The 22,399-nt window shown below is 52.5% G+C and carries 21 protein-coding genes; 12 read left to right on the forward strand and 9 right to left on the reverse strand.

Going from position 1 to position 22,399, the window contains the following annotated elements; genetic code table 11:
* Position 1: 1 nt before the first annotated feature.
* Positions 2-817 (reverse strand): ABC transporter ATP-binding protein, encoded by an 816-nt coding sequence (locus tag CKQ54_RS22235; protein WP_120162929.1) that lies wholly within the window; start codon positions 815-817, stop codon positions 2-4.
* On the reverse strand, positions 817-1,632 hold the full coding sequence (locus CKQ54_RS22240; RefSeq protein WP_120162980.1) for an ATP-binding cassette domain-containing protein: 816 nt from the start codon (positions 1,630-1,632) through the stop codon (positions 817-819). The genes CKQ54_RS22235 and CKQ54_RS22240 overlap by 1 nt, the downstream gene beginning before the upstream one ends.
* 264 nt (positions 1,633-1,896) lie before the next feature.
* Here CKQ54_RS22240 and pduL point away from each other — a divergent pair, with 264 nt between their 5' ends.
* From pduL to pduF, 12 genes are all read left to right on the forward strand, one after another.
* A complete protein-coding gene (pduL, locus tag CKQ54_RS26010; RefSeq protein WP_279630531.1) occupies positions 1,897-3,633 on the forward strand; it encodes a phosphate propanoyltransferase in 1,737 nt (578 codons plus the stop codon).
* On the forward strand, positions 3,630-4,316 hold the full coding sequence (locus tag CKQ54_RS22250) for a flavoprotein (protein ID WP_120162930.1): 687 nt from the start codon (positions 3,630-3,632) through the stop codon (positions 4,314-4,316). Before pduL ends, CKQ54_RS22250 begins: the two co-directional genes overlap by 4 nt.
* A gap of 12 nt (positions 4,317-4,328) precedes the next feature.
* Positions 4,329-4,595 (forward strand): microcompartment shell vertex protein GrpN, encoded by a 267-nt coding sequence (gene grpN / locus CKQ54_RS22255; protein ID WP_112289088.1) that lies wholly within the window; start codon positions 4,329-4,331, stop codon positions 4,593-4,595.
* Positions 4,596-4,604: 9 nt separating this feature from the next.
* Complete coding sequence (locus CKQ54_RS22260; protein ID WP_120162931.1) at positions 4,605-5,096, forward strand: GlcG/HbpS family heme-binding protein; 492 nt, start codon at positions 4,605-4,607, stop codon at positions 5,094-5,096.
* Between the two features lie 11 nt (positions 5,097-5,107).
* Positions 5,108-6,316, forward strand: a complete 1,209-nt coding sequence (gene tdcD / locus CKQ54_RS22265) for a propionate kinase (protein WP_120162932.1) — start codon at positions 5,108-5,110, stop codon at positions 6,314-6,316.
* A 205-nt stretch (positions 6,317-6,521) separates the two neighbouring features.
* Positions 6,522-6,803 (forward strand): propanediol utilization system shell hexameric protein GrpH, encoded by a 282-nt coding sequence (gene grpH, locus CKQ54_RS22270; protein WP_095925478.1) that lies wholly within the window; start codon positions 6,522-6,524, stop codon positions 6,801-6,803.
* Between the two features lie 49 nt (positions 6,804-6,852).
* A complete protein-coding gene (gene pduB / locus CKQ54_RS22275) occupies positions 6,853-7,638 on the forward strand; it encodes a propanediol utilization microcompartment protein PduB (RefSeq protein WP_112289091.1) in 786 nt (261 codons plus the stop codon).
* A gap of 42 nt (positions 7,639-7,680) precedes the next feature.
* A complete protein-coding gene (locus CKQ54_RS22280) occupies positions 7,681-9,204 on the forward strand; it encodes an aldehyde dehydrogenase family protein (protein ID WP_120162933.1) in 1,524 nt (507 codons plus the stop codon).
* Positions 9,205-9,213: 9 nt separating this feature from the next.
* The gene (locus CKQ54_RS22285; protein WP_112289093.1) at positions 9,214-9,519 is read left to right on the forward strand and encodes a BMC domain-containing protein; all 306 of its coding nucleotides are present in this window, start codon (positions 9,214-9,216) and stop codon (positions 9,517-9,519) included.
* A 62-nt stretch (positions 9,520-9,581) separates the two neighbouring features.
* Positions 9,582-12,128: a glycyl radical diol dehydratase GrpM gene (grpM, locus tag CKQ54_RS22290; RefSeq protein WP_120162934.1), complete on the forward strand. Its 2,547-nt coding sequence runs from the start codon at positions 9,582-9,584 to the stop codon at positions 12,126-12,128.
* Between the two features lie 78 nt (positions 12,129-12,206).
* The gene (locus CKQ54_RS22295) at positions 12,207-13,124 is read left to right on the forward strand and encodes a glycyl-radical enzyme activating protein (protein ID WP_120162935.1); all 918 of its coding nucleotides are present in this window, start codon (positions 12,207-12,209) and stop codon (positions 13,122-13,124) included.
* Positions 13,125-13,178: 54 nt separating this feature from the next.
* On the forward strand, positions 13,179-13,988 hold the full coding sequence (gene pduF / locus CKQ54_RS22300; RefSeq protein WP_120162936.1) for a propanediol diffusion facilitator PduF: 810 nt from the start codon (positions 13,179-13,181) through the stop codon (positions 13,986-13,988).
* A 92-nt stretch (positions 13,989-14,080) separates the two neighbouring features.
* Here the strand turns inward: pduF and CKQ54_RS26015 are convergent, their stop codons facing one another.
* The 7 genes from CKQ54_RS26015 to CKQ54_RS22335 all read right to left on the reverse strand — a co-directional run bounded on the left by CKQ54_RS26015 (position 14,081) and on the right by CKQ54_RS22335 (position 22,331).
* Positions 14,081-14,575: a BMC domain-containing protein gene (locus CKQ54_RS26015; RefSeq protein ID WP_120162937.1), complete on the reverse strand. Its 495-nt coding sequence runs from the start codon at positions 14,573-14,575 to the stop codon at positions 14,081-14,083.
* Between the two features lie 49 nt (positions 14,576-14,624).
* Positions 14,625-15,770, reverse strand: a complete 1,146-nt coding sequence (metK, locus tag CKQ54_RS22310; protein WP_120162938.1) for a methionine adenosyltransferase — start codon at positions 15,768-15,770, stop codon at positions 14,625-14,627.
* A gap of 118 nt (positions 15,771-15,888) precedes the next feature.
* Complete coding sequence (locus tag CKQ54_RS22315) at positions 15,889-16,956, reverse strand: AraC family transcriptional regulator (RefSeq protein ID WP_120162939.1); 1,068 nt, start codon at positions 16,954-16,956, stop codon at positions 15,889-15,891.
* 17 nt (positions 16,957-16,973) lie between these two features.
* Positions 16,974-18,203 (reverse strand): sensor histidine kinase, encoded by a 1,230-nt coding sequence (locus tag CKQ54_RS22320; RefSeq protein WP_120162940.1) that lies wholly within the window; start codon positions 18,201-18,203, stop codon positions 16,974-16,976.
* 292 nt (positions 18,204-18,495) lie between these two features.
* Complete coding sequence (locus CKQ54_RS22325; protein WP_120162941.1) at positions 18,496-19,551, reverse strand: LacI family DNA-binding transcriptional regulator; 1,056 nt, start codon at positions 19,549-19,551, stop codon at positions 18,496-18,498.
* Positions 19,552-20,961, reverse strand: coding sequence for a sucrose-6-phosphate hydrolase (locus CKQ54_RS22330; RefSeq protein ID WP_120162942.1), 1,410 nt, complete (start codon positions 20,959-20,961; stop codon positions 19,552-19,554).
* Positions 20,958-22,331, reverse strand: a complete 1,374-nt coding sequence (locus tag CKQ54_RS22335) for a sucrose-specific PTS transporter subunit IIBC (protein ID WP_120162943.1) — start codon at positions 22,329-22,331, stop codon at positions 20,958-20,960. The genes CKQ54_RS22330 and CKQ54_RS22335 overlap by 4 nt, the downstream gene beginning before the upstream one ends.
* Positions 22,332-22,399: the final 68 nt, after the last annotated feature.

Genomic DNA, 22,399 nt, shown 5'->3' on the forward strand with positions numbered 1-22,399 from the left:
GTTATCCGTTAACGATCAAAGGTAAATGAGGTATGGCGTTGAGTAACTGCCGCGTATGAGTATGGTCCGGCGAACGCAAAACGTCCTGCGTGGCGCGGTCTTCTACAATCTCACCGCCGTGCATCACCAGCAGACGGTCGCATAAACCGGCGACCATCGAAATATCATGTGTCACCATCAGCAGGCCCATGCCATTTTGCTGCGTCACCTGTTGCAGCAGCTGTTTGACCTGCGCACGCAGCGGCAGATCCAGCCCGCTGACCGGCTCATCAGCCACCAGAAATTGCGGGCGGATCGCCAGCGCACGGGCAATCGCCACACGCTGCGCCTGTCCGCCGGAAAGCTCACCTGCCGTCCGGGAGGTGAGAGTGTCGCTGAGACTCACCTGCGCCATCACATCGCTGACCCGCAAACGAATATCGCCTTCAAAACCCAGACGTTTCAGCGGTTCGGCAATAATCTGACCGATCGTCTGCGCAGGTGGCAATGAGCCTGCAGGATCCTGCGGAATATACTGCACGCACCGCCGGTATTCCCGCAAAGAACGTGCTGAGCCCGGGCGGATTTCTGTACCCGCGCAATACACTTTTCCGCTGTCGGGTGCTTCGAGCGCCAGAAGAATTTTCAGCAGGGAAGACTTACCGCAGCCGGAGGCACCCACCAGTCCGAGAGTTTCGTGGCGGCTTACGCGTAGCGACAAATGCTCAAACAGCGTCTTGTGCTGTCTGCGCCAGAAGGCACGTGGTAGCGCATGATGACGGCTGACGTTATGCAGATGCAAAAAGGGTTCGGTGACCAGATGCAGTGGAATTTCCATCAGACTGCAACCCCGCAAAGTGACGCAGCATTCTGATGCAGCATGGCGGCCTGTCTGGCGGCGTGAACCAGTTGTCTGGAATACGGATGTTGCGGGCGGCTGAGCAACTGCGACATCGCGGCAGATTCCACCAGAACACCGTTTTCCATCACCAGTGCGCGCTCGCATAATTGCGCGGCGACGGCGATATCGTGGGTGATAAACAGCAGCGCACGTGAAGGGCGGGCAAAACAGGCTGTACGTATGGCCTGCAAAACCTGATGTTGAGTTAACACATCCAGCGCGGTCGTCGGCTCGTCCGCCACCAGCAACGCTGCGCGAGATTGCATCGCCAGCGCAAGGCACAAACGCTGGCGCTGACCACCGGAAAGTTCAGCCGGATAACGTGAAGAGAGTCGCGCAATATCGCCCAACCCCACGGCGTCCAGCATGGCGTGAATCTCATCCGCGCTCGCAGCGGGCAGGGCGAGGCGCAGCTGTTTTCCAAGTGTCATCAGCGGGTTGAGTGCAGCGGAAGAATCCTGAAAAACCGTGGCGACACGGCTGTACGCGCAACGTGATACCGGCGGTTTGCCGCAAACTTCTGCGCCATTCACCCGGATACTACCACTGAGATCCGCGCCTGCGGGCGCTGTGCCAGTGATCGCCCTGGCGGTCAGAGATTTGCCTGAGCCGGAAGCGCCGAGCAGACAAACGCGCTCGCCTGCGTTGATGCTGAAGGTCAAACCGGAAATACGGTTTTCACCGGCGAGCCGCAGTGTCAGTCCTTCAACCACCAGAACCGGCTCATTGTTTTGTGTTTTGTCTAGCGTCATCCCTGAACCCGTCCACTCAGGCGTTTTGTGATATGTGATAACATAACAAATTGTGTCAATTTGATGCAAAAGGTTTTGTGTTTTTTTCTCTGTCATCTTCTTGCGTCCTGCATTTTTTTGCCCGTTGCAAAAACAACAGGGCAAAAAAGTCCTCCACCTGCACAACCCTGAGCAACAGCCTTTCAGAAGCAGAATGTTAGGTTAAATGCATCTTTTTTCGGCCGCCTTCCGTAAGCCGGCATCCTGAGTAAAGGTGTTGAAATAATGGCGAGTTATTTTTTCTCCAGCCCGCGCGTGTACTTTGGCGACGGCGCCCTCATGGCATTAAACAGCCTGATTAATATGAAAGTGGCGATTGTCACCGATGAATTTATGGTGACGTCAGGTAAGGTCGCGTATCTGACGGAACAGATGCCGCAGGCCACGATATCGGTGTATGGCAAGGTCAGGCCAGATCCGTGCACGGAAATTTTGCAGGAAGGCGCAGCACAGTTTAAAGCCTTCCGGCCACAGGTGATTATTGCACTGGGCGGCGGGTCTTCGCTGGATGCTGCCAAAGGCATCAAAGTGACGCTGGAAGACTACTATCAGCAGACCGATTCTCAGCAATATGACATCGAACTGATCGCCATTCCGACGACCAGCGGTTCCGGTTCGGAAGTGACGTCCTATGCGATTATTTCTGACCCGCAGAATGGCCGCAAATACCCGCTGGTTTCGCAGGCACTCGTACCGGATACCGCCATTCTTGATCCGCAACTGGTGCTGAGTGTACCGCGACATATCGCGGTAGATACCGGAATGGACGTGCTGACTCATGCCATCGAAGCACTGGTTTCAACCGGCGCTAATGATTTCAGTGATGCGCTGGCCGAAAAAGCCATCGCCCTGACGTGGCAGCATTTGCCGCAGATTTATGAGGATGATAAAGACGTCGCGGCGCGGACTCATATGCATAACGCTTCCTGTATGGCGGGCATGGCGTTTAACTCGGCCGGCCTTGGGCTGGTGCATGGCATGGCACACGCCATCGGCGGGATGTTGCATATTCCTCATGGTAAAATTAATGCCATGGTGTTGCCTTTAGTCACCGAATTTAACGCCGCGCATGCCTCGCCTGAAACGACCCGCCGTTACTGTCTGTGCGCCCAAATTATGGGTATCGCAACTGCTGATCCACAAGACATGATTTCACAACTGGTGGAGTGCCTCCGACAGCTAAACCGGCAATTTGGTATCCCCTGCAGCTTAAAAGAACTCGGTACGGATCTGGCCGCATATGAAACGATGCGCCCCTTGCTGACACAGGCCGTGCTGGCCGATGGTTGCACCGCTTCCAATCCCTATACGCCTTGTGCGCAGAGTATTGACCTGCTGCTTTCCTGCATCGCTGAAACCGGCGAATACCGCGCACTGAAGTTTGCTGTGCCAGTCGGTATTTCTAACCGCCACGTGCATTTGTGCCGTGAAGATATGGATGTGTTGTTCGGATATGGCTCGACGCTGACGCGCCTGAAAGCGGTTAAACAACCCGGTCAGTTTGCTGCGGAAGAGACCGTTACCTTGCGTACGCCCAAGGGTGATATTGCCAATGTGCGGGTGCTCGGGCCGCTGCGCAGCGTCACGCAGATTGAAATTTCAGTGGCCGACAGTTTTGCGCTGGGCGTCAAAGCGCCGGTGAGAATGTCAGGTGATCTGGAAAATTCGCCAGGTATCGAGCTGGTCGGGCCGAAAGGACAAGTCAGCAAACCGCACGGGACCATTGTGGCCTGGCGACACATTCATATCTCCCCGCAGGAAGCAGAACGCCACGGTTTGCGCGATGGCATGGAAATCGATTTGCAGGCACAGGGCCAGCGGGCGGGCATTCTGAGCCATGTGCTGGTGCGGGTCAGTGCGGATGCAGTGCCGGAATTGCATATCGATGTGGAAGAAGCCAACGGCCTGGGGCTGCGCAACGGCGACCTGCTGTTTCGGACCGGCAAGGTGACGCACCCATGAATACGCCGGAGCTTCAGCGTTTGTCACGGCTGATTGATAAGTCGATTGCCGAGCTGCTGGTGCGCAAACGTGCGGCACGCAATGCAGGACGCAAAACCGTGCGCGTGGTGATCACCGGCAGCGATCTGAATACCTTGCCACAGACTCTGAAAAGCCTGCGGGCGCTTGAATCTGCCGGTTATGATCTCCGGGTGATGTTTTCACACAGCGCCGGACAATCCGGCCTGAAATCTGCGTTACTCTCTGAAATTCAATCGGTTAGCGGTACCGATGAGTTTTCAACGCTGACCGACGACAGCCTGTATTTGCCGGCGCTTTCCACCAACAGCCTGAGCAAAATTGCGCTGGGGTTACGCGATAACCTCGCGACTACGCAGGTTTTTCACGCGCTCAGCTTAAATACGCCGGTGATTGTCACACTCAATTCCAAACTGCTGCATCTCAGTGACAGTGCGTTTACGCCGCCGCTGCAGGCCCGGCTGAATGATTATGTTGATTCGCTCAGGCAATACGGCATTGCGATAAAAGGCCTTGAAGACACTGCCTGCCAAAAGCGACTAATCACACTGAATGATATCCGTCTTCATCACACCAGCGGCTTGCTGCGCATTGGCCGTAACACGCTGATTACCCCCGCTGCGCAAGATGAAATTCGCCGACAGAACATCACCGTGATCCGGTGAACCGGAGGAATTATGTATCTGGCAAAAGTGACCGGCGCGCTGGTCTCGACCACCAAACACGTCTCGTTAAACGGGGCCAAATTACTGATGGTTGCGCGGCTGGATGAGCATTACCAGCCCACCGGCAGCGCCCAGGTGGCGGTGGATTTCGTCGGGGCAGGCAATGGCGAAATCGTCATTATCTCCACCGGCAGTTCGGCGCGCATGAGCAACAGCAAAGAGCATTCTGTGATTGATGCAGCCGTGGTTGGCATCGTCGATCCGCAAGATCTGTCTTAAGGAAACGCCATGTCTGAACAACTCGATAGCTGGATCAGCGCGGCGATTACCGTCCAGGGAACGGGTTCGCAGCGCACGTTTAGCCTGGAAGACGGCGCCTTGCTGGCGCGGTTTGCCGCTGAAGAAGCGCTGAGTATTGGCGTGCCGATGGTGTTCAGCCTGGCGGATGCCAGCGGCCATCAGCGCTATTTCTTCAGCATGGAGAATGCATTGCTGATCAGCCACCAGCTTGCGCCGGAAAAAGCCCGCACCGCCGTGGCGCTCAAAATGCCCACTCACAAACTTGCTGCGCTGATCCAACCTGGCGCAGCGCTTTACAGCCTGCAACATCAGAACGGCATTTGCTGCATTGGTGGCGGACTACCGTGCTGGTCGAAGGGGATTTTACTTGGCGGGATTGGCATCAGCGGCGGCACGGTTGAACAAGATCTGACTGTCGCGCGCAACACGCTCACACGCTTCAGCGTCGCCCGCTTCGTACTCACAACAGGAAATGATTAACAGGGGTCAACATGTCCTTCGGTTCACTGGTTTTAGTTATTAACTGCGGGTCATCCTCGCTGAAATTTTCGCTGATCCCGTCTGATTCAGGCGCGCCGGTGTTGTCGGGTCTGGCTGAAAGGCTGGGGCTGGATAACGCCAGCATGACGCTGAAAAACAGCCACGGACAGAAGACCACGGTGGCGCTGAGCGAAGCCAGCCACGTTTGCGCGCTGAAAGTGTTGTTCAGGGAACTGGCAGAACGCCAGTGGTTGCCTGCGGTAAAGGCTATTGGACATCGTGTCGCCCATGGCGGCAATGAATTCAAACAATCGGTTCGGCTCACGTCGGAGGTCATCGAAAAAATTCGTGCGCTGTCGGCGCTGGCGCCTCTGCATAACCCGGCGAATCTGACCGGCATCGAAGCGGCCATCGCACTGCTGCCTCAGGTGCAACAGGTCGCGGTGTTTGATACCGCGTTTCATCAGACACTGCCTGCGGCGGCCTACACCTACGCCATTCCGCTGGAATATCAGCAACGCTATCAGGTCCGCCGTTACGGATTTCATGGCACCTCGCATCGTTATATTGCGGGCGAAGCGCTGACAATGCTGGATCTCGACCCGGCCGATCATGGCATTCTGATTGCCCATCTTGGTAACGGTTCTTCGGTATGTGCTGTGCAAAACGGGCGCAGCGTGGATACCTCAATGGGCATGACGCCGCTGGAAGGGCTGGTGATGGGGACACGCTGTGGCGATCTGGATTTTGGTGCTGCGGCGCATATTGCGACCTGTACCGGTCAGAGTATCGATGCGTTGTACAAAATGGTGAATAACCAGTCAGGATTACTGGGATTATCCGGGTTATCCAGTGATTGCCGCACCTTACTGGAAGCGCGCGGGCAGGGTGATGCCCGGGCAACGCTGGCAATAGATGTGATGGTTCACCGGCTGGCGCGCCATCTGGGGGCGCATCTGACCTCACTGAAACGACTCGATGCGCTGATTTTTACGGGTGGCATTGGCGAAAATTCAGCGCTGGTCCGCGAACTGACGCTTGCGCGCCTTGGTGTGCTGGGGCTGAAACTGGACGTGCAGAAAAATCAGCACACCTGCGGCGGTCGCACGGGCGTTATCTCATTGCCTGGTTCCCCGCGCGTAGTCGTGATCCCGACTAATGAAGAAAAAATGATAGCGCTGGATGCGGTAGCGATTTGCGTCGAGCAGACGGTGAATTAATTAAAAAGAAAACAAAGAGATTTTATTGTCCGGTTGCCGGATGAAATAACAAGAAAGTCCGGCTGGCGGGCAAAACATTTTGTCGTGCAGTCCTTATTATCATTGTGCGTGAATAGTTTACCTGCAGGATATAAGTGCGCGGATTTTTGGCCGACGTTAATAACCCTGCATTAATTAATTTCCCAACTCAATATCAGAGGTCGTTATGCAACAAGAAGCGTTAGGTATGGTTGAAACAAAAGGTCTGGTTTCTGCAATTGAAGCCGCAGATACCATGGTTAAATCCGCCAATGTCACTCTGGTTGGTTATGAAAAAATCGGCTCAGGGCTGGTTACTGTGATGGTGCGCGGCGATGTTGGTGCAGTGAAAGCGGCGACGGATGCCGGTTCTGCTGCGGCGCTCAAAGTTGGCGAACTGGTATCTGTACATGTTATTCCTCGCCCGCATATTGAAGTTGAAAAAATTCTTCCAAAAGCCGTCGGCTAATAAAGGTCGGTAAACAGTTGTCGGTTAATAACCCCAGAGGATACTGACCATGAGAGATAATCTTGTTGAGCAGATTATATCTGAAGTAGTGAATAAACAGACCAGCGACAATGCCAGGGATAAAAAAGCCGCCAGTATTGCTGGTTGCGGTTTAACGGAATTTGTCGGCACCGCGCTCGGACATACTATTGGTCTGGTTATTGCCAATGTCGATCATCAGTTACATGACGTCATGAATATCGACAAGAAATATCGCTCTATTGGTATTCTTGGGGCGCGAACCGGTGCGGGTCCGCATATATTTGCGGCAGATGAAGCAGTGAAAGCCACCAACAGCGAAATATTATCGGTGGAACTGGCGCGTGATACTGAAGGCGGCGGCGGGCACGGATGTTTAATTATTTTTGGTGCTACTGATGTGTCCGATGTCCGCCGTGCTATTGAAGTGGCGCTTTCAGAGATTGAACGCACGATGGGCGATGTTTACGGCTCTCCGGCCGGTCATCTTGAATTCCAGTACACAGCACGTGCCAGTTTTGCGCTGAATAAAGCTTTCGGTGCGCCGGTCGGTAAAGCTTTCGGCATGACTTGTGCGTCACCTGCGGCCATCGGCGTGGTCATTGCCGATGTGGCGGCCAAATCGGCAGTGATCGAGCCGGTGGGTTACGCCAGTCCGTCGAAAGGTACCAGTTTTAGCAACGAAGTCATTTTCACCTTTGCCGGTGATTCTGGTGCAGTGCGACAGGCCGTAATTGCAGCACGTGAAGTCGGGCTGCAACTGCTTGCCACGCTGGATCCGACGCCTATCAGCTCTACCACCAAGCCCTATATTTAAGGGTTAACCTGGCGAAGCGACGTGAAGTAAGGAATTAACAGCATGAATGATATTGAAATTGCTCAGGCGGTCTCCAACGTGCTGAGCAGGTTTACCAAAACAACGTCAGATACTGCGCCTGAGGCAGTGTCTGAAATCGCTCAGGCAACGGGCGGTGACACGCTCGACGCCATTGTTGCCAGAGCGCTGGCGCAGGCACCTTCTAAAGCTCCTGCAACGGCGGTGCAGTCACCGGCATGTGAGGCAGGTAACGGTGCGTTTGCTTCCATGGATGAAGCGATTGCCGCGGCAGTGCTGGCGCAGGTTCAGTATCGCCACTGTTCAATGCAGGATCGGGCGACGTTTGTTCAGGGCATCCGCGATGTATTCCTGCAGGACGCCGTTTTGCAGGGTATTTCCCGCATGGCGGTAGAAGAAACCGGCATGGGCAATTACGCCGACAAGCTGACCAAAAACCGCGTGGCGGCACAGAAAACCCCCGGGCTGGAAGATCTCGTTACCGGCGCGCTGAGTGGTGACAGCGGCCTGACCCTGACGGAGTTTTCTGCTTACGGGGTTATCGGTTCGATCACGCCGACCACCAATCCGACAGAAACCATCATCAACAACAGTATCGGTATGCTGGCGGCAGGCAATTCCGTGGTATTCAGCCCGCATCCGCGCTCCCGCAACGTTTCTTTATACTGTGTTGAACTGATTAACCAGAAACTCGCCGCCCTGGGCGCGCCGGCCAATCTGGTGGTGACGGTAACACAGCCTTCCATAGACAACACCCGCTCGCTGATCAACGACCCGCGCATCAATATGCTGGTGGCGACCGGCGGTCCGGCGATTGTGAAAACGGTAATGTCATCCGGTAAAAAAGCGATTGGCGCCGGTGCAGGCAATCCGCCCGCAGTAGTGGATGAAACCGCCGATATTGAAAAGGCGGCCCGCGACATCATTCGCGGATGTAGCTTCGATAATAATTTGCCGTGCGTGGCTGAAAAAGAAGTGATTGTGGTCAATCAGGTAGCGGATTATCTGATCCATTGCATGAAAAAAAGCGGTGGCTATTTACTGTGTGACAAACAACTTATCCGCCAGCTGGAATCTCTGGTGCTGAACGAAAAAGGCTCCGGTCCTGACACCGCTTTTGTTGGCAAAGATGCTCGCTATATTCTGCAACAACTGGGCGTCAGTGCGCCGGAAGACACTAAAGTGATTCTGATTGAAACCGAGAAAAATCATCCGTTTGTGTTGCATGAACTGATGATGCCGGTGCTGCCGGTGGTGCGGGTCGATAATGTGGATGAAGCCATTGAATTGGCGGTGCAGGTCGAACATGGCAACCGCCATACCGCCATCATGCATTCAACCAACGTCGAAAAGCTGACCAAAATGGCCCGGCAGATCCAGACCACGATTTTCGTCAAAAACGGGCCTTCTTATGCCGGGTTGGGTGTCGGCGGCGAAGGGCATGCCACCTTTACCATTGCCGGACCTACCGGAGAAGGGCTGACGTCAGCGCGTTCATTTGCCAGAACCCGTCGCTGCGTGATGGTCGAGGCCCTTAACGTCAGATAAGGGGCGTCGATGAAAAAACGCATTATTAATGCCCCGACCCCGGACATCGTGGCGATGATAAAACGCAGAATGCCCGGGGAATTTCGTTCAAGGCTTGATCTTATCCGTATCGATGCGATTGGCATGATTATGTTGCCGGTGCCGGACCTGTATTTTTACGCAGATGCTGCCAGTAAAAGCGCCAACGTTGTGGTCTCGGAAATATTTGGTAGTTGTCCACAACATATTACGACGCTTGCTATTTTTGGCGAAGTCGCCGCGGTAAATGAAGCCATGCGAATAATAGAAGACGATAACAATAATAGCGCTTTCTGATTATCCGCTAATAAAAACTATTACTGCCGCAAGGTTAAATCACTCATTTCGGGAGTTACACTATGTTAGAGAAAGGTTTTTCTAATCCGACCGAACGTGTTGTCAGACTCAAAAATATGATCCTGCATGCGAAACCTTATGTTGAATCGGAACGTGCAGTATTAGCGACGCAGGCGTATAAAGAAAATGAACAACTGCCCGCTATTATGCGCCGGGCACGCGTAGTCGAAAAAATATTTAATGAGCTGCCGGTAACTATTCGTCCTGACGAACTGATTGTTGGCGCGGTGACGATTAATCCTCGCTCCACTGAAATCTGTCCTGAATTCTCTTACGACTGGGTAGAAAAAGAGTTTAATACCATGGAACACCGGGTCGCCGACCCGTTTATTATCCCGAAAAAAACGGCTGATGATTTGCATGAGGCATTTAAATACTGGCCGGGAAAAACCACCAGTTCACTGGCGGCATCTTATATGTCAGAAGGCACCAAAGAAAGTATGGCCAGCGGCGTATTTACCGTCGGCAACTATTTCTATGGTGGTGTCGGCCATGTCAGTGTGGATTACGGCAAAATACTGAAAATCGGCTTCCGAGGTATTATTAACCTCGTGACCCGTCAGCTGGAAGCTCTGGACCGTTCGGAACCGGGATATATTAAAAAAGAACAATTCTACAATGCCGTGATTATCAGCTATCAGGCGGCAATCAATTTTGCGCATCGCTATGCGCTGGAAGCGACACGTCTTGCGCAGCTGGAAAGTAATCCAACGCGTAAGCGCGAACTGGAACAAATTGCCCAAAACTGTAAGCGGGTGCCGGAAAACGGTGCCAGCAATTTCTGGGAAGCCTGTCAGACCTTCTGGTTCCTGCAAAGCATGTTGCAGATAGAATCCAGCGGTCACTCCATTTCCCCGGGGCGTTTCGATCAGTACATGTACCCGTATCTCGCCGCTGATACTTCCATCTCGAAAGAATTCGCGCAGGAGTTAGTGGATTGCTGCTGGATAAAGCTTAACGACATCAACAAAACCCGCGATGAAATTTCCGCACAGGCATTTGCCGGTTACGCCGTGTTCCAGAACTTGTGCGTCGGTGGTCAGACTGAAGATGGCCGCGATGCCACAAACCCCCTGACTTACATGTGCATGGAAGCCACTGCGCATGTGCGCCTGCCCCAGCCGTCTTTCTCCATTCGCGTCTGGCAGGGTACGCCGGACGAATTCCTCTACCGTGCATGTGAACTGGTGCGCATGGGGTTGGGCGTTCCGGCAATGTATAACGATGAAGTGATCATTCCGGCGCTGCAAAACCGTGGCGTTTCTCTGCACGATGCCCGTGACTATTGCATTATCGGTTGCGTCGAACCGCAGGCACCTCACCGTACCGAAGGCTGGCATGATGCGGCATTCTTCAACGTGGCGAAGGTGCTGGAAATCACACTGAACAATGGCCGTGTGGGCAGTAAACAATTAGGACCAGTGACCGGCGAAATGACCGGATATGCCAGCATTGATGACTTCTTCACTGCCTTCAAAAAACAGATGGCACACTTCGTTCATCAGCTGGTCGAGGCCTGTAACAGTGTCGATATCGCTCACGGCGAGCGCTGCCCGTTACCGTTCCTTTCCGCGCTGGTGGATGATTGCATAGGTCGTGGTAAATCATTACAGGATGGCGGAGCAATCTACAACTTTACCGGCCCGCAGGCCTTTGGTATCGCTGACACCGGGGATTCTGTTTACGCCATCCAGAAGCAAGTTTTTGAAGACCGCAAACTGTCAATGACTGAGCTGAAAAGCGCGCTGGACGCTAATTTCGGTCATGCCATCGGCAGCGCTCCTCATGAAGCAGGCGGTAAGTCATCCCTCGGCGAGCAGGAAATTCATGAGATGGTGAAACGTATCATCAATCAGCATGGTTCTCTCGATCCGGCGGCGATTAAAAATGAAGTTTACCGTCAGCTTGCCAGCACTACTTCTGCGGCTCCGGCTGGCAATAACCCGCGCTTTGAAGAGATTCGCCACATTCTGGAAAACTCACCGTGCTTTGGTAACGACATCGACGAAGTGGATTTGGTGGCGCGCAACTGTGCGCTGATTTACTGCCAGGAAGTCGAAAAATACACCAACCCGCGTGGTGGCCAGTTCCAGGCTGGGATCTATCCGGTTTCCGCTAACGTTTTGTTCGGCAAAGATGTGGCTGCACTGCCTGACGGACGCATGGCGAAAGAACCTTTGGCCGACGGCGTATCACCGCGTCAGGGCAAGGATACACAGGGGCCAACGGCAGCGGCTAACTCAGTGGCTAAACTCGATCATTTCATTGCCTCCAATGGCACGTTGTACAACCAGAAATTCCTGCCGTCTGCTCTGGCCGGTGAACAGGGGCTACGTCATTTCAGCGGACTGGTGCGTAACTACTTTGATAAGAAAGGTATGCATGTCCAGTTCAACGTCATTGACCGTAACACTCTGATAGAAGCGCAGAACAATCCACAACAACATCAGGATCTTGTTGTGCGGGTCGCCGGATACAGTGCGCAGTTTGTGGTGCTGGCGAAAGAGGTGCAGGACGACATTATCAGCCGTACAGAACAGCAATTCTGATCAGCTACCTTCACGGGCTATGTAGCAATACATAGCCCGTTTTTTAAATAACCTGTGGCGCTGATGGCGGGTCAAGTTATGAATAAAGTCGATTATGAGATGGAAGGGGTGCTGTTTAATATTCAGCGCTATTCTTTGCATGACGGGCCGGGGATCCGCACTATTCCTTTTTTTAAAGGTTGTCCGCTGTCATGCAAATGGTGCAGTAATCCGGAATCACAACGTCCTCAGCCGGAATTAATTTTTAAGAAGAGCGATTGTATTCGCTGTGGTAAATGCATTGAGGCATGCAAGCAGCAGGCATTATCGGTCAGTAATGCTTTCTTTATTGATCGCGAACGTTGTATTCAGTGCGGCAAATGTACGCAGGTTTGTCCGACACAGGCTCTGGAAATGAAAGGTAAACGCATGACGGTCGCTGACGTTATGCGGGAACTACAAAAGGAAGAAAATCTCTACCGTCGTTCTGGCGGCGGCATCACGCTTTCCGGCGGTGAACCGCTGGCGCAGCCTGATTTTGCCCGGGAACTGCTGAAAGCCTGTAAGGAAAAGGGCTGGCACACGGCCATCGAAACGACCGGTTTTACCACGCCGGAGGTGATTGCCGATGTATTCCCTTACGTTGATCTGGCACTTACCGACATTAAAGCGATCAATCCGGCCGTTCATCTGGCGAATACCGGGATTGAAAATAGTCAGATCCTGGAGAATTTACTGCGTATTTCATTCCTGACCAAAACCATTGTGCGTATTCCGGTGATCCCTGGCGTGAATGATAATTCCGAAGAAATACATAATATTGCGGAATTTGCGCGGCTGATGTCTAACGTCGATACCTTGCATTTATTGCCTTATCACTCTTTTGGTGAAAATAAGTATGGCCTGCTGGGGCGTATTTATCCGATGGGCGAAGCAGACAGTATTGCCGAATCAAAAATGGAATTATTAAAAAGAGAAGTTGAGTCGTCTGGTTTTCATTGCCATATCGGCGGCTGAGTTTCTGTTAAGGAAATCCAGCCTTATAAAACAATTATCGGGAAGGGTCGTTGTATGAATGATTCAGTGAAGACGCAATGTATTGCGGAATTTCTTGGTACCGGCTTATTTTTGTTTTTTGGCATCAGCTGTCTTGCGGCAGTAAAAGTTGCAGGAGCCAGTTTTGGTTTGTGGGAAATCTGCATTGTGTGGGGGCTGGGGATTTCGCTGGCTGTCTATCTCACCGCAGGCATTTCCGGCGCACACCTGAATCCCGCGATCACCATCGCTCTGTGGCTGTTTGCGTGTTTTCCCGCCCGTAAAGTGGTGCCATATATTATCGCCCAGGTAGCCGGGGCTTTCGGTGGCGCGCTGCTGGCATACATGTTCTACCATAATCTGTTTATCAATTTTGAAACCGCCAGCCATATGGTACGCGGCAGTGTGGAAAGCCTTCAACTGGCCAGCATTTTCAGTACTTATCCTTCGGCGGCCATCAGCGTGTGGCAGGCCGCGTTTATCGAAATAGTCATAACCTCGATTCTGATGGGACTGATCATGGCGCTGACCGACGACGGCAACGGCGTGCCGCGTGGCCCGCTAGGTCCGTTGCTGATTGGCATTCTTGTCGCAGTTCTCGGCGCTTCCACCGGTCCGCTGACTGGTTTTGCCATGAATCCGGCGCGTGATTTTGGCCCGAAATTATTCACTTTCTTTGCCGGCTGGGGTGACATCGCCATGACCGGAGGTCGTGACATTCCTTATTTCCTGATCCCGATTATTGCGCCTGTTATCGGTGCTTGCCTGGGTGCTGCGGTGTATCGCCTGTGTATAGGTAAAAACCTGCCGGGTAATGTGCCGGTGGCGGAAGTTGCAAAACCTTAGATTTCATTTAGCCCATAAAAACATCCCATAAAAAAGGCGGTGCTGATGCATCGCCGTTTTTTTATCTGCAAATTACGTTTATTTTTTTACGTTTATTTTCTACGGCCAGCGCCACGAGGCTTTTGGCTGTTGTTTACAGTGACCGTTGATTGTTCCTTCTTCGGTGCCTCTTCTGAAAAATCCATACAAGTGGATTGATCCGGCGTTTCTTCCACATTCAGTTCTTCCACATTACGCACCGGAATAGTGAGTGGGTTTTCAAACGGCACGGGTTCAGCTTCAGGCTCGGCAGCGGTTATGCCGAGGGTATCTGCAGAATAAATCATGCATTCAATGTGTTGCGCTGTGCGGGCAATTACTTTGTGCGCATAAACGGTGCCAACTTTGCTGGCCGCCATCACACCCGCTGCGACCCCCGCGTTAATCGCGCCGATTTCGCCTTCGAGTTTGACGGTGACCATACCGCCACCTTGGGTCAGTTCATAGCCGATAAGCGTGACGTGCGCGGATTTTATCGCGGCATCCGCGGCTTCTATTGCCGCGGCCAGACCGACGGTTTCAATTAATCCCAAACTTTGTCCGGGCATAAGTCGCTCCTGTTAACAGATTCAAGGTGAAGTGCGTCGCGCACTATATTCAGGCGTTATCGCGCAGTCCCTGTGCTTTATCGGTTTTTTCCCAGGGGAAAATGTCGCGACCAAAATGGCCGTAGCAGGCGGTCTGACGGTAACGCGGGACAAGCAAATCCAGTGTCGCGATGATGCCGCTGACGCTGAGGTCAAAATGTCGGTTCACCCGCTGAACCAGCTGTTGCTCCGTCAGCGGGCTGCTGCCAAAAGTGTCGATGCGGATGGCGACCGGGCGGGGCAGGCCGATGGCCCAGGCGAACTGGACTTCGCAGCGTTCTGCCAGCCCCGCCGCGACAATATTTTTTGCCACATAGCGTGCAGCATAAGCGGCCGAGCGATCGACTTTCGACGGATCTTTACCCGAAAACGCACCGCCGCCATGACGTGCTACGCCGCCGTAGGTATCTACGATGATTTTCCTGCCAGTCAGACCACAATCGGCTGCCGGACCGCCGGTGACAAATTGTCCGGCGGGGTTGATCAAAATACGGGTTTGCGGCGTTAGCCAGCGGGCAGGTATAACCGGTTTGATGATCTCTTCCAGCACCGCTTCGCGAAGTTGTGTAAGAGAAATCTCCGGGCAATGCTGCGTTGAAATCACCAGCGTATCGGCGGATACCACCTGATGCTGGCGATAGCGCAACGTCACCTGACTTTTAGCGTCTGGGTGCAGAAAGGGCAGCCGCCCAGACTGGCGTGACGCCGCATGACGCGCCATCAGCCGGTGCGCATACACCAGCGTCGCCGGCATATATTCCGGCGTTTCATTGCAGGCATATCCGAAAGTGATGCCCTGATCGCCCGCGCCCAGTGAGTCAGGGGTTGTGCCGCCGATGCCTTGTGCGATATCGGCAGACTGCTTACCCAGCATATTCAGTACGGCGCAGGTTGCGCCATCGAAACCCAGGCTGGAATGGTTGTAGCCAATTTCTTTAATGGTGTGACGGATAACCGATTCGATATCAACATGGGCGGTTGAGCTGATTTCCCCGGCCACAATGGCTACGCCGGTTTTGACCAGGCATTCACATGCCACTCTGGCCTGTGGATCCTGTAAAAGAAAGGCGTCCAGAATGGCATCAGCTATCTGGTCGGCCATTTTATCAGGGTGCCCGGCGGCAACCGATTCAGAGGTAAAAAGAGAGTCTTCCAAAGTCGCGCCACGTTGTTCAAAGGTTCCCCCATGGTAGGGGGCGGCGGCTGAAAGCAACGTGAATTATCTTGCGGGCAGGGTGGACTTTTTTGCCCTTACGGCGAGCCCGCCCACAAAATTAGCCCGCTTGTGAATTGACGGGTTCTGGTGCGACGATTTTACGGAAATCTGACGGTGACATGCCGGTTTCTTTTTTAAATATCCGGCAGAAGTAATTGGCGTCCTGATATGACAGTTCCAGCGCGATGGTGTTGATTCTGAGATCGCTGAACTGCAAAAGTGATTTGGCTACGCTTAACTTGCGGGCAGCGATGTAATTTGAAAAACCGTAGCCTGTCATTTTCTTGAAGGCCCGGCTCAGATAGCAGGAACTGACGAAGGAGCGTGCGGCAATATCGTCGAGCGTCAGATTATTAAGAATGTTTTTCTCAATGTGGAATCTGGCGCGATCGATAAAACTCATGGTGCCTGAAAAGTGCTTTAGTGCATGATCGAAAACGTCTTCACCAATGCTTAGCAGGCCGGTCATGATGCGGAAATAGGCTCCCGGCGTAATGCCTGACTGGCTGATTTCCTGGATCATTGCCGTCACTTTCTTCCCAGCGGGCAGTCCTTTATCTCCCAGTGAAGAAAGATGCTGATGCAGTAATTCGAGTATATCCGTTAGTAATTTGCGTTGACTGATGCCGGAAGGCGTACCCGCGCAGGCGTCATCGAGCGCATTCAACAGAAACTGATGCCACCGATGATAATCGCATTGTTCGATCATCTCGCCGACAGATTGTTTGAGTGCCCGTGACGCCGCAATGTCCACGTCACTGACTTCGAGGGTTTTGCTGATGGCGTCAGTCAGTGTGCTTTTCTTCACCGGTTTCAGCAGATAATCATCCACTTTCAGGTTCAGCATGCTGCGTACAATATCAAAGTCGTCATTAGCGGTAGTGACAATGACTTTGGTGCTGGCACTTTTGGTGCGCAGATATTCAATCACCTGATTGCCGTTAGGCAGCGGAATATTGATATCGACCAACATCATATCGATTTGATCGAGCTGGTCGATCAGCTGGATGGCTTTTTTGCCGGTATTGGCTTCATGCACCACGGAATTATCGACGTACTGAGACACAATGCGTCGCAAAGATTCAGATTCAATCAGTTCATCTTCTACAATCACAATATTGTACATAGTCTTTTCTCCCTGTTTCAGGCTTGCAGCATGGGGAATTTAAGAGTGATGGTGGTTCCCATTCTTGGCTGATGCGCGCTGGAAATCACCAGACCATAGCTTTCGCCAAATAACAGCTGAAGGCGGTTTTTTATATTATTAATGCCGATACCGCCTTTCTGACGGTTTTCGTCACCGGATAAAATGTTGGCAATATCAGCACGTGACATACCGTCGCCATTGTCGGTTACCTCAAGAATGACATCGTGCCCGTCGTCAGTCGCGCTGATGCGCAGCATACTGGGAGTGTCTCTCGGCTCGACAACGTAATTGAAAAAGTTCTCGACCAGGGGTTGCAAAATCAGAAACGGGCAGACGACATCAAGATATTTTTCCGGAATATCACACTCATAATCGAAACGGTCATTCATACGGACTTTCTGAATTGACATGTAGCAGGTGACATAATTAATTTCATGACTTAGCGTAATCAGACCATGATTATTTTTGCGCAGCAAATAGCGCATCATGTCGGAAAAATCATGCACCATGGTTTCTGTGCGCTGTGCATCTTCCAGATATGCCAGACGGCCAATGGTATTTAATACGTTAAATAGAAAGTGCGGGTTAATCTGATAAGACAGAGCTTTGAATTCCGCTTCGTGCAATGAACGTTCTATTTCCACTCTTTTACGCAACTCATCGGTGAGTTCGAGATCTTTGCGGTGCAGTTCCCGCTGAATATTGTTGGTATGTGCCTGTTCTACCAGATATGACGAGACATGTAATAATGTGGAGGCGGTCGATTCGAAACGATCGTAAGGCATGCGTTTAGCATCATGATGTAAGTCGATCAGCCATTCATTTTCTTTCCATATTTCGTTGTTATCGAGAATATACGGAATGGTGCGCTCTTTCTCTTCCTCGACTTTTACCTGGCCGGAAATAAACGCGCCAAGATAATGATCGTTAATCATGATCGGCACAGCGAACTCAACAAAGCCGCAGTAACAGCGGTACACCACCGGTTTTCCGGACTCCATAGCGGCACGTCCACCGGCGTTATCACTTTCGTAGCAGTGGTTCGCCAGCGATTCATTAAGGCGTGACCGGGCGCAGAAATCTGAAAACCCGCTGGCCTGTGTCACCGGAACGCCATCCTGATCGACTACCACTAAGGCAATCATCATCGATTTACTAAAATTATCCTGGAGAGTCTGAAGTCTTTTTACATCAAGAAATTCATGCAATTTATATTTGTTATTCATTATGATTACCTGCACTGGTAATTAAATACATTCACCGTATAAATATACAGGAAGGCATCTTTATGTATTTTGAAATCCGTCACAGCGGGGGAAATTTAATTAGCCTGGAATATTAATTTATATGCACTAATGTTAATTATAAGTGTGAAAATCAGTCAGGTATTTATCGTTCACACGCAAAATGATCAGGGTGCTCTCCCGCATGGATGACCACAAAGGACAACGCAGGCGGAATAAATCAGATGATGCGAAATGAATTATCACATCATCTTGTTGCGAGAGTATTTACTATTTATTTGATCTGCGAGAAGTGCCGGGAACGCCAGTGCAATTTAGGGGTCAGGAAGCATTGGGTTTGTGCGATGGGTTGTTCATTCATCAGGTCACTGATCATGCTGAAGCAGTGCATAGCCAGTTCCCCGCAATCCTGCGCGACCGTGTCAATTTTCACGGACAGGGAATCGTACAGATAGTGGTCGTCAAAACTGCACAGATGAATATCGCTCTCGAGCAGCTGATGCTGGCTCATATAGCGCAGAACGCCTTCCATCAGGCCGCAGGAAGCCACGAAAAGCGCTTTGGGCGGACGTCCGAGTCGGGCGCATAATTGTGCAAACATTTCATAGCCAGAGCTTGGGTGGTAATTGCCGTACACAATCCAGTCCGGATCCAGGCTGACACCCGCCCGCTGCAGGCCAAGCTGATAACCCGCGAGGCGGTCACGGGTAGGGGAAATTCGCGGCTGTCCGCCAAGAAAATAAAATTCATCACGCTGGGTTTGCGCTATACGTGAGACCAGTTCTGCTGAGGATTCGATGGCTTCACAAACCACAATCGGCAACTGCGTGTCTTGCATATGACGGTCAAATAAGACGACTGGTAACTGCTGGCTGATTTTGACGTATTCTGCATCGCTGAGCATGCTGGATGCGACAATCAGTCCGTCGACCTGACGCTGAATGAGATTATTGACCACCATGGTTTCCTGACTGGTATTTTCATCCGTGCATGCAATCAGCAGCTGCATGCCGTTCTCGCGACACAGCGTCTCAAGTTCGTTGGAGCAGGCAGCAAAACCATAGTTGGTCATTTCCGGGACGACTAACCCAAGTGTGAAACTGCGCGTGACATTGAGCGAACGGGCGTGAATGCTGGGCTGATAATGATGTTCAGCCGCCACGGCCAGCACCCGATCCCGGGTGGGATCGGAGATTCGAAACTTCTTGCTGTGTCCGTTGAGTACCTGGCTGGCAGTCGATTTTGAGACGCCAGCCAGTTCGGCTATGCCACTGATAGTGATGCGTTTGGTCTTTTTCACTGCGCCATATTCTGTTGTCCGGAAAGACATTTATTCTATCACGCATTCCGCCAACGACCAGTGGTGCAGCGTAATCTGATGTGACCCCTGTAAGTTCAATTGTGCCGGTAAAACAGGGAAATAGCGTGAGGACATCACTGCTTCTCCGCCATTAATGAAAATCTCAAGGCTCGACGCATCGCTTAACACCGTTAGTTTGTGCAGCGCGCCGCGCCAGATACGCTGTTCGGGCAAGCCAGTGCGCCGGTTTTTTCGCGTTAAATGCAGCCATTCTCCGTCGAAGCTGAGCGTCATGTCGCCACCTAAATCCGCGCTGAAAGCGTGTTCTGTGACGATTTCTGTTTCGGCTTTTGTGATGTTCAGAGGAGGGCAATCGTCGGCAATCCCCTGCCATGCCTGCTCATCACGACGGAGTTGTTGCAGCTCGCGCGCCGGTTTTTGCATGATTTTACCCGCCACCAGCGTCACTTCGCGCGGGCAGGTCATCGTATGCAGCCAGCCATTTTGTATTGTCGGCTGGAAAAACTCATCGCCGTCAGGGATACCCATCCATCCAATCAGCAGGCGTCGCCCGTCATCCGTTTGCGTGGTCTGTGGCGCATAAAATTCGAACCCCAGATCCAGCTCAGTGAATTCGCCGTGCTCAAGGGTCGCATTGTCGTAATCCAGTTGCCCGACAAAATAACCCGACTGGAACGTATTCAGATAACGGTCAGATTCCGCCGCTAAACCTTGCGGACAGCAAATCAGAATGTCGTTATCTGCCAGCCGGAATAAATCCGGACATTCCCACATGTAGCCGAATTCGCCCAGCCCCTGTAAACCTGAACCGGCAATTTCGCCCAGAAGATCCCAGGCTGATAAATCGTCAGATCGCAGCAATAACACTTTGCCTTTGAGGCTGAGATCCTGAGCGCCCAGCACCATGTACCAGTGGTTTTCATGCCGCCAGACTTTCGGATCACGCACATGTCCGGTGTAGCCTTCCGGCAGATTAAATACCGGCCCGGTTTTATCAAATTCGCCGTCTGCATTTTCGCGCGCCAGACACTGAAATGCGGTACGGCTGCCATCGGGATACTTCACGTTACCGGTATAAATCAGCGTCAGCTTGCCGTTATCTGTCACGGCTGAGCCTGAATAACAGCCGTGGGATTCGTAGGCTTCTGAAGGTGCCAGCGCCAGTGGTTCATGCTGCCAGTGCAGTAAATCTGCCGAACTCCAGTGCCCCCAGAATTTAGCACCGTGCGCGCAGGCCAGCGGGTTCCATTGATAGAACAAATGGAAACGACCGTTATGCTGAATAAATCCGTTCGGGTCATTGAGCAGCCCGACCGGCGGCGCGAGATGCCAGCCGGGGCGATAAGGGTCTGCCGCCGCTTTAACCTGACCGGCTACCACGCTGCGCAGTGCTTTTTTCAGCAAACTGGTTTCCGTCATTTCTCACTCTCCGTGTTGTATTTCAGCAGCAATGACAGCAGGAATGCGCTGCCGAAGGCAATCACCAGACCGATCAGGTAGCTGAGAATAGAGCTGGCCTGCACGATAGCCAGCCCCGGAATGCCGGTCAGACCGACTGCCGTCATATTGACGTGCATCGCCACCACCCAGGCACCGCCGAGCGCACCGCCCGCCAGCGCCGCCAGAAAAGGCTTCATAAAGCGCAGGTTGATCCCGAAGATTGCTGCCTCCGTAATACCCAGCATGGCGGAAAACGCCGAAGGCACTGCGATGGCTTTAATTTTCGCATCACGCGTTTTGAAGTAAACCGCCAGACAGGCACCGCCCTGCGCAACGTTAGCCATCGACCAGATCGGCAGCAGGAAATTCACGCCGATATTTGGATTACCCAGCAAACCGGCTTCGATCGCATGGAAGCTGTGGTGAATACCGGTGATGACGATGACCGAATACAGCCCGCCAAATATCAGCCCCGCGAACCAGCCTGCATGAGTAATCAATGTACTGAGAATAAAGGAGATGCCGTCACCCAGCGCACGACCCGCCGGGCCGATAATCAGGAAAGCGATAAAGCCGGAAATGATCACGGTCATGAAAGGCGTCAGGATCAGATCCAGCGCATCCGGAATGATTTTGCGCAGGCGTTTTTCGATGAAACTCATGAACCACACCGCCAGCAGTACCGGGAAAACTGTGCCCTGATAGCCGATCATCGCAATCTCAATACCAAAGAAATTCATGGTATGGAAACCGCTGGCGACGCCCCAGGCGTTAGTCAGCGCCGGATGGGTCAGAATGCCGCCCAGCGTAGCGCCGAGGAACGGGTTGCCGCCAAACTCCCGCGCGGCGGTAAAACCAATCAGAATTGGCAGAATGATAAACGCCGCTGAGCTGAACATATCGAGCATGATAAAAATCGCGCTCTCCGGGTTGGCCCAGCCGTAGGTTTTCACCATGCCGAGCAGCCCCATCAGCAGGCCGGATGCCACAATCGCCGGAATGATCGGCACGAAAATATTCGACAGCACGCGGGCGATGCGCTGGAACGGATTCAGCTTTTGCGCCGCAATATCCGCGGCTTCAGATTTACTGGATTCGCTGATACCGGCCACTTTAATAAATTCGGCGTAGACCTTGTTCACCAGCCCCGTACCAAAAATGATCTGAATCTGTCCGGCATTGCTGAAACAGCCTTTAACGCCTTCGACCTGTTCGATAGCACTTTTGTTGATCAGGTTGTCGTCCGCCAGCACCAGGCGCAGACGGGTGGCACAGTGTGCCGCGCTGGCAATATTCTCCTTGCCACCCAACAGCGGAAGCAATTCAGTCGCGATTGCATTGATATTCATAGAATCCCTTAGTTTTTCATTATCATTTACGCCCGGTCTGGCCGGGCGTTTTATTTAAATCAGACCCT

Source organism: Rahnella variigena (genome assembly GCF_003610915.1).
GTDB classification, from domain to species: Bacteria; Pseudomonadota; Gammaproteobacteria; order Enterobacterales; family Enterobacteriaceae; genus Rahnella; species Rahnella variigena.

Coding starts and splice junctions, on each gene's coding strand:
- CKQ54_RS22235 (WP_120162929.1), bottom strand. CDS start 817: ATGGAAATTCCACTGCATCTGGTCACCGAACCCTTTTTGCATCTGCAT.
- CKQ54_RS22240 (WP_120162980.1), bottom strand. CDS start 1,632: ATGACGCTAGACAAAACACAAAACAATGAGCCGGTTCTGGTGGTTGAA.
- pduL (WP_279630531.1), top strand. CDS start 1,897: ATGGCGAGTTATTTTTTCTCCAGCCCGCGCGTGTACTTTGGCGACGGC.
- CKQ54_RS22250 (WP_120162930.1), top strand. CDS start 3,630: ATGAATACGCCGGAGCTTCAGCGTTTGTCACGGCTGATTGATAAGTCG.
- grpN (WP_112289088.1), top strand. CDS start 4,329: ATGTATCTGGCAAAAGTGACCGGCGCGCTGGTCTCGACCACCAAACAC.
- CKQ54_RS22260 (WP_120162931.1), top strand. CDS start 4,605: ATGTCTGAACAACTCGATAGCTGGATCAGCGCGGCGATTACCGTCCAG.
- tdcD (WP_120162932.1), top strand. CDS start 5,108: ATGTCCTTCGGTTCACTGGTTTTAGTTATTAACTGCGGGTCATCCTCG.
- grpH (WP_095925478.1), top strand. CDS start 6,522: ATGCAACAAGAAGCGTTAGGTATGGTTGAAACAAAAGGTCTGGTTTCT.
- pduB (WP_112289091.1), top strand. CDS start 6,853: ATGAGAGATAATCTTGTTGAGCAGATTATATCTGAAGTAGTGAATAAA.
- CKQ54_RS22280 (WP_120162933.1), top strand. CDS start 7,681: ATGAATGATATTGAAATTGCTCAGGCGGTCTCCAACGTGCTGAGCAGG.
- CKQ54_RS22285 (WP_112289093.1), top strand. CDS start 9,214: ATGAAAAAACGCATTATTAATGCCCCGACCCCGGACATCGTGGCGATG.
- grpM (WP_120162934.1), top strand. CDS start 9,582: ATGTTAGAGAAAGGTTTTTCTAATCCGACCGAACGTGTTGTCAGACTC.
- CKQ54_RS22295 (WP_120162935.1), top strand. CDS start 12,207: ATGAATAAAGTCGATTATGAGATGGAAGGGGTGCTGTTTAATATTCAG.
- pduF (WP_120162936.1), top strand. CDS start 13,179: ATGAATGATTCAGTGAAGACGCAATGTATTGCGGAATTTCTTGGTACC.
- CKQ54_RS26015 (WP_120162937.1), bottom strand. CDS start 14,575: ATGCCCGGACAAAGTTTGGGATTAATTGAAACCGTCGGTCTGGCCGCG.
- CKQ54_RS22315 (WP_120162939.1), bottom strand. CDS start 16,956: ATGTACAATATTGTGATTGTAGAAGATGAACTGATTGAATCTGAATCT.
- CKQ54_RS22320 (WP_120162940.1), bottom strand. CDS start 18,203: ATGAATAACAAATATAAATTGCATGAATTTCTTGATGTAAAAAGACTT.
- CKQ54_RS22325 (WP_120162941.1), bottom strand. CDS start 19,551: ATGTCTTTCCGGACAACAGAATATGGCGCAGTGAAAAAGACCAAACGC.
- CKQ54_RS22330 (WP_120162942.1), bottom strand. CDS start 20,961: ATGACGGAAACCAGTTTGCTGAAAAAAGCACTGCGCAGCGTGGTAGCC.
- CKQ54_RS22335 (WP_120162943.1), bottom strand. CDS start 22,331: ATGAATATCAATGCAATCGCGACTGAATTGCTTCCGCTGTTGGGTGGC.